The 15915-nt window shown below is 37.8% G+C and carries 16 protein-coding genes; 12 read left to right on the top strand and 4 right to left on the bottom strand.

Translation table 11 applies throughout. The features are described from left to right. The 12 genes from J7K93_05370 to J7K93_05315 all read left to right on the top strand — a co-directional run. The coding region (locus tag J7K93_05370) for a chemotaxis protein CheW (GenBank protein MCD6116422.1) at window positions 1-233 on the top strand (233 nt) is incomplete at its 5' end. Window positions 234-239: 6 nt separating this feature from the next. Beyond that, on the top strand, window positions 240-842 hold the full coding sequence (locus tag J7K93_05365; GenBank protein ID MCD6116421.1) for a chemotaxis protein CheR: 603 nt from the start codon (window positions 240-242) through the stop codon (window positions 840-842). Then, window positions 842-1471: a hypothetical protein gene (locus J7K93_05360; GenBank protein MCD6116420.1), complete on the top strand. Its 630-nt coding sequence runs from the start codon at window positions 842-844 to the stop codon at window positions 1469-1471. Before J7K93_05365 ends, J7K93_05360 begins: the two co-directional genes overlap by 1 nt. A gap of 82 nt (window positions 1472-1553) precedes the next feature. After that, the gene (locus tag J7K93_05355; GenBank protein MCD6116419.1) at window positions 1554-2201 is read left to right on the top strand and encodes an MBL fold metallo-hydrolase; all 648 of its coding nucleotides are present in this window, start codon (window positions 1554-1556) and stop codon (window positions 2199-2201) included. After that, window positions 2182-2961, top strand: coding sequence for a histone deacetylase family protein (locus J7K93_05350; GenBank protein ID MCD6116418.1), 780 nt, complete (start codon window positions 2182-2184; stop codon window positions 2959-2961). Before J7K93_05355 ends, J7K93_05350 begins: the two co-directional genes overlap by 20 nt. A gap of 10 nt (window positions 2962-2971) precedes the next feature. Next, complete coding sequence (locus J7K93_05345) at window positions 2972-3286, top strand: hypothetical protein (protein ID MCD6116417.1); 315 nt, start codon at window positions 2972-2974, stop codon at window positions 3284-3286. 102 nt (window positions 3287-3388) lie between these two features. Beyond that, the gene (locus J7K93_05340) at window positions 3389-5095 is read left to right on the top strand and encodes a hypothetical protein (protein MCD6116416.1); all 1707 of its coding nucleotides are present in this window, start codon (window positions 3389-3391) and stop codon (window positions 5093-5095) included. A 56-nt stretch (window positions 5096-5151) separates the two neighbouring features. Beyond that, the gene (locus J7K93_05335; protein MCD6116415.1) at window positions 5152-5694 is read left to right on the top strand and encodes a chemotaxis protein CheW; all 543 of its coding nucleotides are present in this window, start codon (window positions 5152-5154) and stop codon (window positions 5692-5694) included. A gap of 413 nt (window positions 5695-6107) precedes the next feature. Beyond that, complete coding sequence (locus J7K93_05330; GenBank protein MCD6116414.1) at window positions 6108-6962, top strand: protein-glutamate O-methyltransferase; 855 nt, start codon at window positions 6108-6110, stop codon at window positions 6960-6962. A 90-nt stretch (window positions 6963-7052) separates the two neighbouring features. After that, on the top strand, window positions 7053-8120 hold the full coding sequence (locus tag J7K93_05325) for a chemotaxis response regulator protein-glutamate methylesterase (GenBank protein MCD6116413.1): 1068 nt from the start codon (window positions 7053-7055) through the stop codon (window positions 8118-8120). A gap of 18 nt (window positions 8121-8138) precedes the next feature. Continuing rightward, on the top strand, window positions 8139-9023 hold the full coding sequence (locus tag J7K93_05320) for a HAMP domain-containing histidine kinase (protein MCD6116412.1): 885 nt from the start codon (window positions 8139-8141) through the stop codon (window positions 9021-9023). Between the two features lie 8 nt (window positions 9024-9031). Next, complete coding sequence (locus J7K93_05315) at window positions 9032-9493, top strand: chemotaxis protein CheD (protein ID MCD6116411.1); 462 nt, start codon at window positions 9032-9034, stop codon at window positions 9491-9493. A 67-nt stretch (window positions 9494-9560) separates the two neighbouring features. On the opposite strand, the gene J7K93_05310 is transcribed toward J7K93_05315, so the two are convergent. From J7K93_05310 to J7K93_05295, 4 genes are all read right to left on the bottom strand, one after another. Further along, window positions 9561-10889: a cyclic nucleotide-binding domain-containing protein gene (locus J7K93_05310; GenBank protein MCD6116410.1), complete on the bottom strand. Its 1329-nt coding sequence runs from the start codon at window positions 10887-10889 to the stop codon at window positions 9561-9563. A gap of 81 nt (window positions 10890-10970) precedes the next feature. Beyond that, complete coding sequence (locus tag J7K93_05305; protein ID MCD6116409.1) at window positions 10971-11822, bottom strand: 2-oxoacid:ferredoxin oxidoreductase subunit beta; 852 nt, start codon at window positions 11820-11822, stop codon at window positions 10971-10973. Then, on the bottom strand, window positions 11797-13629 hold the full coding sequence (locus tag J7K93_05300) for a 2-oxoacid:acceptor oxidoreductase subunit alpha (GenBank protein MCD6116408.1): 1833 nt from the start codon (window positions 13627-13629) through the stop codon (window positions 11797-11799). The genes J7K93_05305 and J7K93_05300 overlap by 26 nt, the downstream gene beginning before the upstream one ends. A 23-nt stretch (window positions 13630-13652) precedes the next feature. Further along, window positions 13653-15767: an oligopeptide transporter, OPT family gene (locus J7K93_05295; GenBank protein MCD6116407.1), complete on the bottom strand. Its 2115-nt coding sequence runs from the start codon at window positions 15765-15767 to the stop codon at window positions 13653-13655. Window positions 15768-15915 lie beyond the last annotated feature (148 nt).

Here is a 15915-nt window from a genome sequence, read left to right as displayed (position 1 = left end):
CTAAAATCAACGGGCAGCGAGTGGGCTTTGCTGTTGACCATATCATCGGCAAACAACAGATTGTAATCAAAACATTGGGCAATATGTACCGGGATGTAGAGGGATTATCAGGAGCAACTATTCTCGGGGATGGCACAGTCGCACTAATTTTAGATGTTCAACGGCTGGTGGAAAAGGTATTAGAAACAAAAAATAAAAAACTGGCGTTTTCATGTTTTGAAAATGAGGAATAAAGGATTATGGCATTTACATATTTTTTTAGAGATTTACATACACTTGAGCTGGGAGTAAAAAATATGGCCCCATTGGTGGCTGGGCGCAGTAATGTAAAAATTTGGGATGCCGGCTGTGCAATGGGACCGGAGCCTTATACTCTCGCTATCCTTTTTGCCGAAAACATGGGGAGATTTGCTTTTAAAAACCTTCAGATTTATGCAACAGATATTGATGGAAGCAACCTTTTTGAAAAAATAATTATCGATGGTGTCTATCCATGGGAGGAGCTTAAGCGGATACCAAAAGATTTGTTTGAAAAATATTTTAAACCAAATGGAAAAGCAGGACACTATCAGATTGATCATTTAATTAAAGACCGTGTTCAGTACCAAAGGCATGATTTGCTAACATTAGAACCGGTTGGTGAAAATTTCAGTATGATTGTTTGTAAAAATGTTTTACTTCATTTGAAATACGAAGAGCGGATTAAAGTTATCAAAATGTTTCATAATACACTGACTCCGGGAGGCTTTTTTATCACAGAACAGACACAGAGACTTCCCAAAGAAGCAGTTCATCTTTTTACACGGGTAACATCTGACGCTCAGTTATTCCGAAAGGTATAATGGAAATTATAAATTCAAAACTTAAACAAATTTTTTCAGAAGAATGGTCTGAAATTTTGGATATTTATAAAATCTTTGTGCAATCAATCGGATGTACGGATATTGCTGATAACCTTCTGTTTTCATTAGTCGAAATCGGTGTCAGATTCGGAGAACGACTATCAAAATTGACGGTGCCGGGATTTATTGAAATTGGGTGCGGCCTGGCAATTCCTTCATTGACACTTTCCAAATTGGGCCAAGTAAATGGAACAGCAATTGATATTGACAACAAGTCTCTCATTTATGCCGAAGATATCAGAAAGATGGTGAAGTGTGACCTCAAATTTCAATGTGCGGACGTATTTGAGAAAAAACCTGTATTGCAAAAAGGAGAAATATTAGTTGCCGAAAAACCGGCGAGTTACAAAAACAATATTCTGGAAATTGAATATAAAATAAGAAATTATTGCACAATTGAGGGTTTTAATCTTGCATTGATACCATCATATATGGGCACTGATACTATAGATTCATATTCTGATAGATGTGCGATGTATGAAAAAAAATTTAAACAGACAGGGTTTGAAGTTGAAAATCAACAGATATTAGAAATGCTGCCGTTCAGGTGGTTAATAGCAGTAAGGTAGCTGTTTGCTAAAAATTACCCGCGTGGAACCAGGAGAAAATATAAAACAGTTAAGATATAAATAAAAAAGTGAATGAAAAAATATGAAAATTACAAACTTAACAACTGCGAGTAAAATATATACAAGCAATGTCTACCTTGTTACGGGTACATGGAATTCTCTTGATGATATTAACACACTTGTTGATGTCGGCAGAGATTCATTAGTAATTGAAAAAATAAATAATGCCAGAACCGGAGTAGCCAAGCCAAAGGTAGAACAGGTAATTCTGACTCATTCTCATTACGACCATGCCGAGCTGCTGCCGCTGATTTGTGAAACATACAAACCTGTTGTTTACGGATTTACTCCTTTCCCGTCTCAATGCCAGCATCACAGAAATAAAAACGATTGCTCTAATTATAAAAAATTATATGACGGAGTAACCTTGAAACTTGGAGACAGGCTATTTGAAGTAATCTATACACCGGGGCATAGCAGCGATTCAATCTGTCTGTATTGTGAGGAAGATGGCGTTTTGTTTGCCGGTGATTCAAATATAATAATTGATTCGGTTGATGGAACTTATGAAAAAGGTTTTATTAGCGCGATGGAAAAACTTGTTCGCAGGGATGTCCGTGCTATCTATTTTGGGCACGGCAGTCCTATGTTTCAGAATTGTAATGCACGTCTGCGTTCTTCATTACTTAATGTGAAAAAGGCTGTTAATAATGCAAATTGTTTTTCATGAAAATTTTAAACATTCTGATTATGCTTCAAATAGCGCTTCAATACCGGATCGTATGGAAAGTATTATAGAAGCTTTAAAAGAAGAAAAACAGTATAAAATTATAACTCCCGAACCAGCTTCTTATCAGGATATATCACTAGCTCATTCACGGGATTATATTGAAGAAATCAAAAAGAAATCGAAGCTATTTAACATGGCCTCTCTATCTGCAGGCGGTGCATTACTAGCAGCTAAGATTGCTCTTAAAGATCAACCCGCATTTGCCTGCATACGGCCGCCGGGTCATCATGCCTCAAAAGATTCCGCATGGGGTTATTGTGTGTTCTGCAATATAGGCATAGCGCTTTTGAAATTGAAAGAAGATGGATTTATTAACAGCGCATTCCTGCTGGATTTTGATGCTCATACCGGAGATGGAAATATTAATGTGCTTTCAGGTTGGAAGGAGGCAAAAATTCTGAATCCGTATGCTGATAACAATAAAGACTATCTGAAAATTATTGAAGAAACTACTGCTGATATTCAGCATGTTGATATTGTTGCAGTTTCTGCCGGCTTCGATTCTTATGAAAAAGATGTGGGAAAAAAATTGACAACTTTTGATTTTTATCAGATCGGCAGAATTTTAAATAAATTCACAAAAAGAATGGGCCATAAACGGCGCTTTGCCATATTAGAGGGTGGATATTATCTACCGGACCTCGGTAGAAATGTATTGGCATTCTGCCAGGGGTTCGAATTATCCGGATTAAAATTATAAGGGAAAAAGAATGTCTGAAAAATTGACTTTTAAACTACTATCCCGTGAACAGCATAATTCTGATTTTGATTGGATGAACATTGATCGTGGTGAGACCCGGGTGGGCAAGGTCAGAGGTTTAATTGAGGGTAAAAAACTGACCATTAACTCGATAAATATTTTTCCGGAATTTGAAAGACACGGTTATGCTAAAGAAACGATTGAGATGTTTAAAAAATCGTTTGATACCATCATTGCAGACCGTGTAAGATTCACAGCAAAAGGATTTTGGGGAAAGATGAACTTTGTTGATGGCGGTAGCGGCAATTGGATTTGGAGAAAATAAAATTTAGTTTTATTAGCTTTTGTATACATTTTAATTATCAATAAAGATGGAGGAAAATTGTATGAACACCTTATTACGAAAGACTGATTGAAGATAAATTGAATGATTTATATCCAATTTATAAGTATTAATCTAAATTTAAAGGAGAACACAATGTTTGGATTACGAAAAAAAACAAACAATAATTTTCACAAACAACTGGGTGAGTTGGCCTCAGAAGTCGGAATGCTCACCAAAGCTGCGATCGAAGGCAAGCTTGATGTCCGGGGTGATGCCAGCAAATTCCAGGGTGAATTTGCTGCAATCGTAAAAGGTGTCAATGATACTCTGGATGCTGTCATTTCTCCTTTGAACGTGACGGCCGAGTATGTAGACCGCATCTCCAAGGGTGACATTCCTGAGAAAATAACTGATGATTATAAAGGTGATTTTAACGAAGTCAAGAACAACCTGAACGTCTGCATAGATGCTTTGAATGGATTGATCGATGAGTCAGCCCGTCTCGCAAATGCGGCAGTAGAGGGCAAACTTGATGTTCGTGGCGAAGCCGACAAGTATATGGGCGATTTTGGCAAGATCATCCAGGGCGTAAACAACACACTTGACGCAATTATCGGTCCTTTGAACGTGACAGCCGAGTATGTAGACCGCATCTCCAAGGGTGACATTCCTGAGAAGATAACTGATGATTATAAGGGTGAATTCAATAGGATTATAAACAACCTGAATATGCTTATCTACGCTGATAATGAAGTAATATCTTTGGCACAAAAAATTGCCGCTGGAGACCTGACTCAAAAAACAGAAAAACGATCTTCAGAGGATAAACTGATGATTGCCCTGCAAGAAATGCTGGAGAATATCTCAAACGTTATAGGAGAAGTTCGCTCTGCCGGTGAAAATGTAGCTGCAGGCAGTGAGGAATTGAGCTCCACTGCTCAACAGTTGTCCCAGGGAAGCACAGAACAAGCAGCTTCCACTGAAGAAGCTTCATCATCCATGGAAGAGATGGATTCTAATATTCAGCAGAATGCTGATAATGCACAACAAACCGAAAAGATTGCAGTGCAAGCTGCAAAAGATGCAATTGAAAGCGGCGGCTCAGTAAAAGAAGCAGTAAGTGCAATGGTTAATATTGCTGAAAAGATAAATATTATCAATGAGATAGCGCGTCAGACAAATATGCTGGCCCTAAACGCGGCCATAGAAGCTGCCAGAGCAGGTGAGGCAGGTAAGGGTTTTGCAGTTGTTGCTGCAGAAATACGTAAGTTAGCAGAGCACAGTGGTACTGCAGCAAATGAAATCAGTGATTTAGCAGGTAACACTGTTGATGTAGCTAAAAAAGCCGGAGAAATGCTTGACAAACTGGTACCAGATATTCAGAAAACAGCAGAACTTGTTCAGGAAATCAGCGCCTCCAGTGCAGAGCAGCGTACTGGAAGTGAACAGGTTAATCAAGCTATCCAGCAGCTTGACAAAGTGATACAGCAGAATGCATCGGCTTCAGAAGAAATGGCATCAACTTCCGAAGAACTTGCCGCTCAGGCGCAGCAGCTTCAGGCAACCATTGAATTTTTCAAGATTAGAGACAATGTCATTAGACAAAAGCAAACTAATAAAATGGAAATAAACAAACAAAAACATACAATTAATGTATCACATATAACTGGAAGAAATGGTAAAAAAACCAGAATAAAAACAGGTGAAAAAGAAGAATCAGGAGTTGTCATTGATATTGATAGTAATGGCAATGGCAATGGCAATGGCAATGAATATGATAATAAGGATAAGGAATTTGAAAAATTTTAAAACAGACAAAAAATTGAGAATTAAATATTGTCTTTAATTTTAATGGAGAAATTATTATGAATGTTGAAGGGCTTAGTAAACTCAACCAATACATTACGTTCAGGTTGGATAAAGAGACTTATGCCTTTGATATTGCCACAGTACAGTCTGTACTGGATTTTGACAAAATAACAAAAGTGCCTAAAACACCTGACTTTATGCGTGGCGTGATCAACCTGCGTGGTAGTGTTGTACCCATTGTAGACATGAAGAGAAAATTTGGAATGGGTTGTATAGAAAAAACAGTCGACACATGTATAATTATTGTCGAAGTAGAATTAGATGGAGATTTTACTGTTCTTGGCTGTTTAGTAGATTCTGTAAATGAAGTAATAGACCTTCTTCCTGATGATATTGAGCCTGCCCCTAAAATAGGAACACGGCTAAATACGGAATTTATCACTGGAATGGGCAAAAATGAAGAAGGATTTATAATTCTACTTAACCTGAATAAAATCTTTTCTGCTGATGAACTTACTATAGTTCAGGAAGCTGGTAGTTCAGGTAAAAGTAAAAAGAAAAAAGAAAAAAAAGTAGAAGCTGTTGCTGAAACAACTTAATCTGAATTAAGCACAAGGGGCTATCAAAAAAACATTTTTAAGATGTTTAAAACTTAGCAGGACTGGAAGAAAGACTTAATCTGAAAAAACAGCTTTAAGATAGCCCCTGAACATCAAGTTTAAAACAGATAGCTGATTGTATATGTCTGGTATCGTATAAGTTTTTTAACAATCAGAGGGAAAGGATATATACAAGTAGTGATTAAAAGAAACTAATAGGATGAATTATACAACTACGCGAACTAAAGAAATGTTAAAACTTTTAGTTAGGAGAATATCCCAGTTTTTATGATCAGACATACAGACAGAGTAAAATATGTAATTAGGCAGAATTCATAACTGTAAAAGATTAGTACATGACACGGAATCATGTGTAACCAAAGAATTATTGTATAAACAATAGAGTATATACAATGTATAAAGCCAAAACTACAATAATTAGAGATGTTGTACTTTCTGAAAATATTTTTAAAAAATTAGGAAGTTTTATCCAATCTGAGTGTGGAATTAAAATGCCTCCAGGAAAAAGGTTGATGGTTCAAAGCAGGCTTATGAAGAGACTCCGTGCTCTGGAGATAAGCTCCTTTGAAGAGTACTGGGCATTTATTCAGAGTACAGAAGATAAAGATGAAGTTATAAACCTAATAAATGCTGTTTCTACCAACAAAACAGATTTCTTTAGAGAACCAGACCATTTTAAATATCTGATTGACACCGTCCTCCCAGAGCTCATTAAAAACCGGCCATCAGAAATACGGGAGCCTTTTAAATTCTGGAGTGCAGGCTGTTCTACAGGGGAAGAACCCTACACTTTGGCAATGGTACTAAGTGATTTTGCAGAAAAAAACAGAAGTTTTAAATTTAAAATACTTGCTACAGACATATCAACTAAAGTAATAGAACATGGTCGTATTGCCATATACAGTAAAGAACGAATAGACCCAATACCAATGAAGATGAAACAGAAGTATTTGTTAAAAAGTAAAGACCCGGCAAATAAAGTTGTACGTATAATTCCAGAGTTAAGGTCAAAAGTGATATTCCGGAGACTAAACTTTCTTGATAATTTTCGACTAAAAGAAAAAGTTGAAGTTATTTTTTGCAGGAATGTAGTAATCTATTTTGATAGAGATATACAAAAAAAATTGGTTGAGAAATTTTATGAACAGCTTATCCCTGGTGGTTTTCTCTTTATGGGGCATTCTGAAACAATAAATGGTCTTAACACCAAGTTTAAAACTGTTGCTCCAACTGTTTATCAAAAATAAAATCATTCAACATGAGAAATAGTTGTGTGATAATATAAAGAATAAAATGTTCATTTGAACTTACCAGTCATTAACAAATACGGTGATGATATGAACAAAAAGATAAGAGTATTGGTTGTCGATGATTCAGCAGTAGTACGTCAGATATTGAGTGATCTAATCAATTCCGATCCAGAACTGGAAGTAATTGCTGCTGCATCTGATCCCTATTTTGCTGTGCAAAAAATTAAAAAGGAATGCCCCGATGTAATCACTTTGGATGTGGAAATGCCCAAGATGGACGGCATTACTTTTCTAAAGAAAATTATGTCACAACATCCAATACCAGTCGTTATGGTTTCCAGTCTGACTGGTGATGGTACAGATACTGCACTTCAGGCCATGAGGTATGGAGCTGTAGATATTATTACTAAACCCCAAATTGGTATTAAAGGGTTTTTTGAAGAATCGAAAATACACATTTGCGATACAATAAAGGCAGCTTCCCATGTGAATTTGAAAAAACTTGTAAAAGTACAAAAAATAGTGCCTAAACTCTCGGCTGATGCTGTAATACCAGCGATAACAGGACATGCAATGGCCAAGACAACTGAAAAGGTGATTGTTGTTGGTGCGTCAACAGGTGGAACAGAAGCATTACGTGTCTTTCTACAAGCAATGCCAATGGATTCGCCAGGTATAGTTATAGTTCAGCATATGCCTGAAAAATTCACTAAATCTTTTGCTGAAAGGCTGGACAGCCTTTGTGCCATCACTGTTAAAGAAGCTGAAAACGGCAACAGTGTCCTGCGCGGACACGCCTTGATTGCGCCTGGGAATAAACATATGCTGTTAAAAAGGAGTGGTGCTCGTTACTATGTTGAAGTTAAAGACGGACCGCTAGTGAACCGACACCGCCCCTCAGTTGATGTGCTTTTCAGGTCAGCAGCCAGATATGGCGGAAAGAATGTAATTGGTGTAATTATGACAGGTATGGGTGATGATGGTGCTAAAGGCATGCTGGAGATGAAAGAGGCAGGTGCATATAATTTTGCTCAAAATGAACAATCATGCATTGTTTTTGGTATGCCAAAAGAGGCAATAGCAGCAGGTGGTGTTGATAAAATTGTGTCTCTTGAGTCAATTGCATCCCATGTTATCAAAAGAGCCAAAAGTTAAGGCTTTCGGAGGTTTAAAATGCAACATATTAGTGATAATGACTTACTTCAGGAGTTAAACCGGAGATTTGAGGAAAACAACAGAACAATTGCTAAACTGAATGAAGTAAAAGAAAAACTCCTGATTATGAACCAAAAATTGGCCGATTCAGAAGCATTAAAGGGTAATTTTCTTTCCAATATAAGAAATGAAATTAATAATCCTCTTACTGCAATTCTGGGTATGGCCCAATATCTCATGGGAAACAATGAAATTGATACTAAAACTGTAAGTGAGATGAGCAGGATGATCTATGCTGAAGCATTTGACCTGGATTTTCAATTAAGAACAATATTTGCTGCTGCGGAGATAGAGGCTGGAGAGGCCTATCTTCACATTTCCAAAGTAAATATTACAGAGCTGATTTTAAGAACTGTTCAAAGTTTTAAACATATTGCTTTAAAAAAGCAAGTGGAAATAAAGTGTGATATTAATTTACCTGAGCAACAAGGGCAGCCATTTTTATTTACAACAGATTCTGAAAAAATACATTTGATATTTTCAAATCTTTTAAGCAATGCCATTGAGTATGGACAAACAAGTGATAAAATAGACATCAAGGTCTGGCTGCAGAACAACAATCTTACTATTTCTGTTAAGGATTACGGAATAGGTATTAACAAAGCAGACCATGAAAAGATTTTTGACCGCTTTGTGCAGCTCGATCAGGGAATAACCAAAGCACACAAAGGGCACGGCTTGGGGTTGTCAGTTGTAAAAAATACAATTGATTTTTTAGAAGGCACTTTAACTCTGGAAAGTGAAAAAAATAAAGGATGTCATTTCCTTGTTTCCATTCCAGAAGCTCAAGCTTTAGATAGCGATGAGGGTTTTTCCCTGGATGCTAATGAAGAATTATTTTAAAAAACAAAATGCCTTTAATTAAAGAACATTATCTTTATGGGGGGGCAATTTTTGCTGATCCACATCCTTATATTGTATCAACTGTATTGGGATCCTGTGTGGCTGTGTGCCTCTACGACCCAGTAAACCGAATGGGTGGTATTAACCATTATCAGCTTGATTTGTGGAATGGTACAGGGCTTGCATCACCAAAGTTTGGAAATATTGCTATTCAAAAACTTTTTGAAAAAATGTTAAAAATGGGATCAAGACAGTCTGATCTTCAAGCTAAAATATTTGGAGGTGCTTCTGTAATTGGCAACACCCAAAATTTATTTCAAATTGGAGAGAGAAATTGTGAAATTGCATTCAGTATGTTGAAAGAACTAAATATTCCTATAATTGCTTCTGATGTTGGTGGTAATCAAGGTCGGAAAATAAAATTCAACACCGAAACGGGTATTGTACTTATGAAAAAAATTAAAAAATAATTGATATTACTGAGCCATCATAACACCAAAACAAAAGAAATTCTCCTGCTCAAAAATGGGTATCGCCTTACAATATCGGCATGCTGATTGTAAAAACAGTTTTCCCCGGCCTGCTCTTTACACCTATATCACCGTTATAACTCTTTACAATTCTTTCAACTATTGTCAGGCCGAGGCCAAGTCCGAACGCAATACCTTTCTCCTTTGTTGTTACATCAGGCTGCCATATCTTCGGCAGTAGATCATTTGGTATTCCAGGGCCGTTATCTTCAATAGTAACAACAATTTTATTATTTTGCAAATAAGTGGATATAGACAATCTGCCGTTTTTTACCTTTTCCTGAGTTAAACTTTCCATTCCATTCTTAATAATATTTAACCATACCTGAACAAGTTCCCCCTTATTTGCATGAACCTTTGGGACATACTTAAAGTCCAATTTAACTTCCACTTTACGCAATGGGCTGCTTAATAAAGAAAGCGCTTGTCTAATTGATTCATTAATATCAACATCACTTCTTCTGGAACCCTTCTTCTCTGCAAGTGCACGTACTGATTTAACAACATGCACTGCATGTTTAGTAGCAATCTTGATATCATGAAAAGCGGAACCCATATCCCAAAAATTTAGAAGCTCTTCAATATCTTCTTGTTTTAAAGATTCATTTAAAAGAAAATCTACAGGGAGGCTCGTTTGTGCAATCTTGTTCGACAAACTTTCATTAAAGCCATACTTCGCTTCAATCTCTTTTGTCCTCTGCCTGACCTGCCTTGATGAAAACATTCTGCCTTTTTCTATTCCGATACGAAAATAATCAGCATACTGCTGGTTATTTTTGTCTATTAGTTCAGATATCTTTTTTCTCATCCACGCACAGTTTCTCCCAAATACTGATATTGCGTTGTTGAGTTCATGTGCAATTCCTGCTGCCATCTGCCCCAGGGATGAAAGCCTTTCAGCATCCTTCAACATCTTTAAAGCCTGCTCCTTCTCTGAAGCTATCTCAATCTCATGCTTTTGCCGCTGGAGCAGATTCTCAACAACTACAGGCATAAATTGCTCAAATAGATTCATTTCTCCGTGGTCAATATCATATTTCACATTTTGATCAATAAATGACACAGTACTATCCTGTACAGCAACAACAGTTGCAGAACTTTTGAATGTTTTCGAAAAAAAACTATAGACCCCGAGGAATTGATTCCTGTGAATTCTAAAAAGCTCCCTTTCACCGTTATTCCCTTCAATATAGCCTACAAACTCGCCCTCTTTTACAAAAAAAAGCCTGTCATTAAAAATTCCCTGCTTTAAAAACGTCTCACCTTTTTTTATTTTTATCACTCTTGTTTTGTCACTAAAAAATGCATCTATCAACACTTTTAGCTCTTTGTACATTCCAAAGCCCTCTTATAAAGAATGCCGTTTCCCTCCTATAAGAAACGGCATTCTCAATTAAAATCCAACTGTTTTTATGTATCAGACATAACTTGTAAGAAGCTGCTGAACAGTCATTTCATTATCATGTTCAACACTAACAGATTGTTCGATAATATTTGACAGCCTTTCATCAAGAGTAGGTTTCTGTTTTTGATAAAAAATGCCTGTATAAATAGATTCCGTATCATAAGCAAGTTTCATAGCGTTTATTTTATCATTACGATCATGATCTTCAGGTATGGGTTTGATAACTTCTTTTAAATAGTCATAACCCAAAACAGGGAAAGTAACACATGGAGACATTACATAAACTATAGAAAATCCCTTGTGAGTTATGGCTTCTTTTAAAATGCCCTCCATCTCATTTATCTGAAGACTTGATATCTTTGCAATAAATGACACATCGTATGCAAGAAACATTGCCACTGCATTTAATGGCTCTTCATAAACTCCATAAGGCGATGTTTTTGTTTTCTGATCAAGCGGAGTTGTTGGTGATGACTGCCCCTTTGTAAGGCCGTAAATCCTATTATCAATAAGGATATACGTAATATCTATATTCCTCCTTGCTGCATGAGCAATATGGCCGCCTCCGATTCCAAGGCCGTCGCCATCCCCTCCAACACATAATACCGTAAGATCAGGACGTACTGCTTTTACACCCAATGCAGTAGGAACAGCTCTTCCATGTGTTCCATGGAGAGAATATGTATTCAAAAAATGTGAAAATCTCCCCGAACACCCTATTCCTGATACAGTAGCTATGTTCTCCGGTGCAATCTCAAGCCCTGCCAATGCTTTTTCCAGGGACTTAAGTATTCCATAATCTCCGCATCCCGGGCACCATACCGGTTTGATGCTGCTTTTATAGTCCTGTGATGTTATCTTCATCTATAACCCTCGCTACTTTTTCAATTCCAACCAAAATTTCTTCCGGAGAGATCGGGATTCCTTCACACTTATGAATCTCAATCGGTTTTATTCCGAACTTAGCCTTAATAAAATGTGCAAACTGTCCTGTATAATTCTCTTCCACAATTATAACTTGCTTAAGCCCCGAAAGAAAATGTTTGATCTGTCTTTCCGGCAGAGGCGAAATCTCTTTGGGATGGAGATGCCTGATTAATACACCCCTATCTTCAGCAAGATATCTTGCTTCTCTAATAGCTCCTTCTGTAGAGCCCCACCCTATTATTCCTATTTCCGCATCTTCAGATCCATAATATTCAGGCGGATTCTCCTCAAAAGCTTTTGACAAATATTGTAATTTTCTAAACCGCTTTTTGGTCATCTTGAGATGATTTTCAGGGCCGTAATCAGCACGTCCGTCTTCTCTGTGTTCAAGACCTGTTGCAAGATACTGCCCCCCTTTAGTTCCGGGGATAGTTACAGGGCTTACTCCTGTTTCTGTAAACTTAAATCTCTTGTAATCTTTCAACTCATCTTCAGATGGAGTAGATCTTGATACAATTTCCATCATTTCAGCCGAAGGTATCAGAGAACTTCTTAATACATCGTCTTTTAATATCTTTTTAATATTGCTGAAATCAGGAATTTTGACCGTTGCTTTTCTATAACCAATGGACTGGTCCGTCATAAGAATAACAGGCATCTGATATTTCTCTGCAATATTAAAAGCTCTGATTGTTTGATAAAAACAGTCCTCAACATTGGTAGGAGCCAGAATACATCGCGGTGATTCTCCTGCAGTACCGTATATTGCAAATTTCAAATCAGACTGTTCTGTTTTAGTCGGAAGCCCTGTACTTGGGCCGCCTCTCTGAACATCAACAATAACCATTGGGAGTTCAAGCATTGCCGCAAGATTAATCTGCTCTGCCATAAGCTGAAGGCCCGGGCCTGAAGTAGGAGTAATTACCTTTTCTCCTGCAAAAGATCCGCCGATAATAGCTGATATTGAAGCAATCTCATCTTCCATCTGTATTGCCCTGCCTCCGACTTTCGGCATAAGTTTTGTCAGCGTTTCAAAAATAGGTGTTGCCGGAGTAATGGGGTACCCTGCAACAAATCTGCACCCTGCTGCTATTGCGCCGAGAGCAACAGCTTCATTGCCTGTAAGCATCATATAAGTTGGCTTATCCTTATCGGAACCAAGGCGATACTTCTTTTCCCATTTATTTTTCTCGCCAGCCATATAACCCTGAGTCAGGGCTCTTATATTCTTCTCAATAACTTCACTTCCCTTTTTACCGTATCTGTCTCTTATAAGTTTTTCAAGTACAGATTTAGAAATATCAAACATGCTTCCCAGAGCACCAAGTGCAACAACATTCTTACCAAGATTACTTCCTGTTGATTCTTTTGCCAATTTTGTAAGTTCTATCGGATATACAGCAGCATCAAGATTATCATCAATTTCAACAACATCCGGGTCATAAATCAGCATACCGCCTTTTTTAAGACTATCTATTGTCCTGGTATATGCATTCTGGTTAAACACCACAAGGTAATCAACCTTACTGCCCATTGAATAAATTGTCCAGTCACGCACACGGATTTGAATCATTGAAAATCCGCCTCTCATCTCAGAGGGATAGGTGATGTACGTAAAAACATGGTATTCAGTTCTCGACACAGCTTTCGCAAACATCTCACCACAGCTTATTGAACCTTCACCGCCTTCTCCTCCGATACGAACCGTAAAATCGACATCGCTTTTAAACTTTCTTTTTTCCATCCTTACTGTCCCATCCTAAAGAATTAATTTTCTTTTTTTCTTTTTCCATTTGCATAAAAATAACAAAACAGACAAATACTTAAGAAAGCCGCAAGGCTTATAAGCTGGCCTGTAATTGAATCGAAATAGGCCCTGTGCCCGCTGACAGTCCATATAGCTTTATTTGTCCCTGATAGAACACTGCTTACATATTTTGCACCTACTGATATAAATCTAATGGGTTTGCCTATTTCATTAAGATTGAGAAGCGCACCCACAACACCCATTAATGCTCCTCCTGCGATAAAACCAGAGGCAATAAGTGTACCACGCTCTTTCGGGCTGTCCCCCTTTTCTTTCTTACTCTTCTTTGAGGCTCTTATTACCATCCATGAAACAGCTCCGCCTACAAGCAGAGGCATATTGATCTGTATAGGCAGATACATGCCAAGAGCGAAAGCAAGTGAAGACACCCCTATCATCTCCAGTACAATCGCAATTAATGCACCAAGTGCATACAGAAGATATGGAATCTGAGATTTAATCATAAGAGACTTGATTATTACTGCCATCAAATTGCCCTGAGGCGCTGCAATTGCAGGATTCGGCACTCCGCCTTCCAATATGCTTCCTCCTATTGTAAATCCGTATGCTTTATGAATCAGCAAAATTGCAAGAGATACAGAAATTGCAGAGACAATAACACCAAGGAATTTCCATCTCTGCTGATTTCTCGGAGTACTTCCAAGCCAGTAACCAATTTTTAAATCAGTTACAAATGCGCCTGATGTTGACAGAGCAGTACAAACAACGCAGCCCATAATTAAGGCAACAGTCATCCCTGTTTTACCATCAAGCCCGATTGCAATAAGAATTATTGAAGAGATTATTAAAGTTATTAAAGTCATTCCAGATACAGGATTAACACCAACAATCGCAGTTGCACGTGCCGCCACAGGAGTAAAAAGAAAACTCAATATAGCAACTATAAGTAACCCTATACCTGCAACTTTTAGGGCAAAACCCGTTGTCCCGGCAGGTGATGCAAAAATCCAGAACGCAGCAAAAATAAAAACCATAACTGCAACTATAAGTATTATAACATTCTTAATGTTCATGTCAATATTTGTTCTGGGAACTGCTCCCTGTTCCGAACTTTTACCGTGTACAATTTCTTTTAACCCTATTGAGAAGGAAGATACAATAATTTTGCCCATTTTTGCAATTCCAAGAAACCCTGCCATTGCAATTGCACCTATTCCGATTTTCTGAACATATTCGGAAAAAATCTGCACTTCATTCATTTGCCCTATGGGTATTGAACCAGGGGGCAGTATTGAGGGGATATGCTGGCCAAAATAGTACACAAGCGGTATAAAAACGAGGAATGAAAGTATTGATCCTGCTGAAATAATTGAGGCATATTTAATACCTATTATATAACCAAGCCCGAAAAGAGCAGCCGTTCCGTCTAACTTAAAAACCAATTTGGCTTTATGTGCAATAGCAGCACCTGCCTTGCCAAAAAGTACATCAGTTCGCAACTGCTTAGGCCATACATGCATTGCTTCAACGAAAAAATCGTAGACCCCGCCAAGAATCATTGAAACCACAAGTACTTTTGCAGATTTGCCGCCTGACTCTCCTGTAGCAAGAATCTCTGTAGTCGCAGTCGCTTCCGGAAAAGGAAGTTTACCATGTTCTTCCGCAACAAAATATTTTCTTAATGGGATTAAGAAAAGTATACCGAGAAAACCGCCAAGACTTCCTGCAATAAATGTATGGAAAATAGTTATCTTAAGTCCAAGAATGTAAAGAGCTGGAAGTGTAAATATTGCACCTGCAACAACAACGCCTGATGCTGCTCCAATGGACTGAATAATCACATTTTCCAATATAGTGTTTTTTCTTGCAAACATCCCTGACATACCAACTGCAAGAATTGCAATAGGTATAGCAGCCTCAAAAACCTGGCCTGCAACAAGTCCAAGATAGCATGCTGAAAATGAAAAAAGCACTGCCATAATTACTCCGGTCAATACTGAACGGAGCGTTACCTCATAAACTGATTTGTCTGCCGGTATAAAAGGGGTGTAAACTTCTCCCTTTTTTAACGGACGGTATGCATTCTCCGGAAGAACCTTTCTCTCTTCTGCCATTATTCCCTCCCTTATTCAATGAAAAAACGCCAGTATCCCCAATAGATACAGGCGCTAAACGCATATCTCCAAAATCTTTAAAACTGGCAACATATTTTGATTTAGTTGCGACTCATTCACCTATCTTTTCCCCTGTAAATGCAGACAA

The sequence above is a fragment of the bacterium genome (assembly GCA_021158245.1).
Classification (GTDB): domain Bacteria; phylum Zhuqueibacterota; class QNDG01; order QNDG01; family QNDG01; genus QNDG01.
Note: the sequence above shows the minus strand (reverse complement) of the source record. Positions and strands in the feature narration are given on the sequence as shown.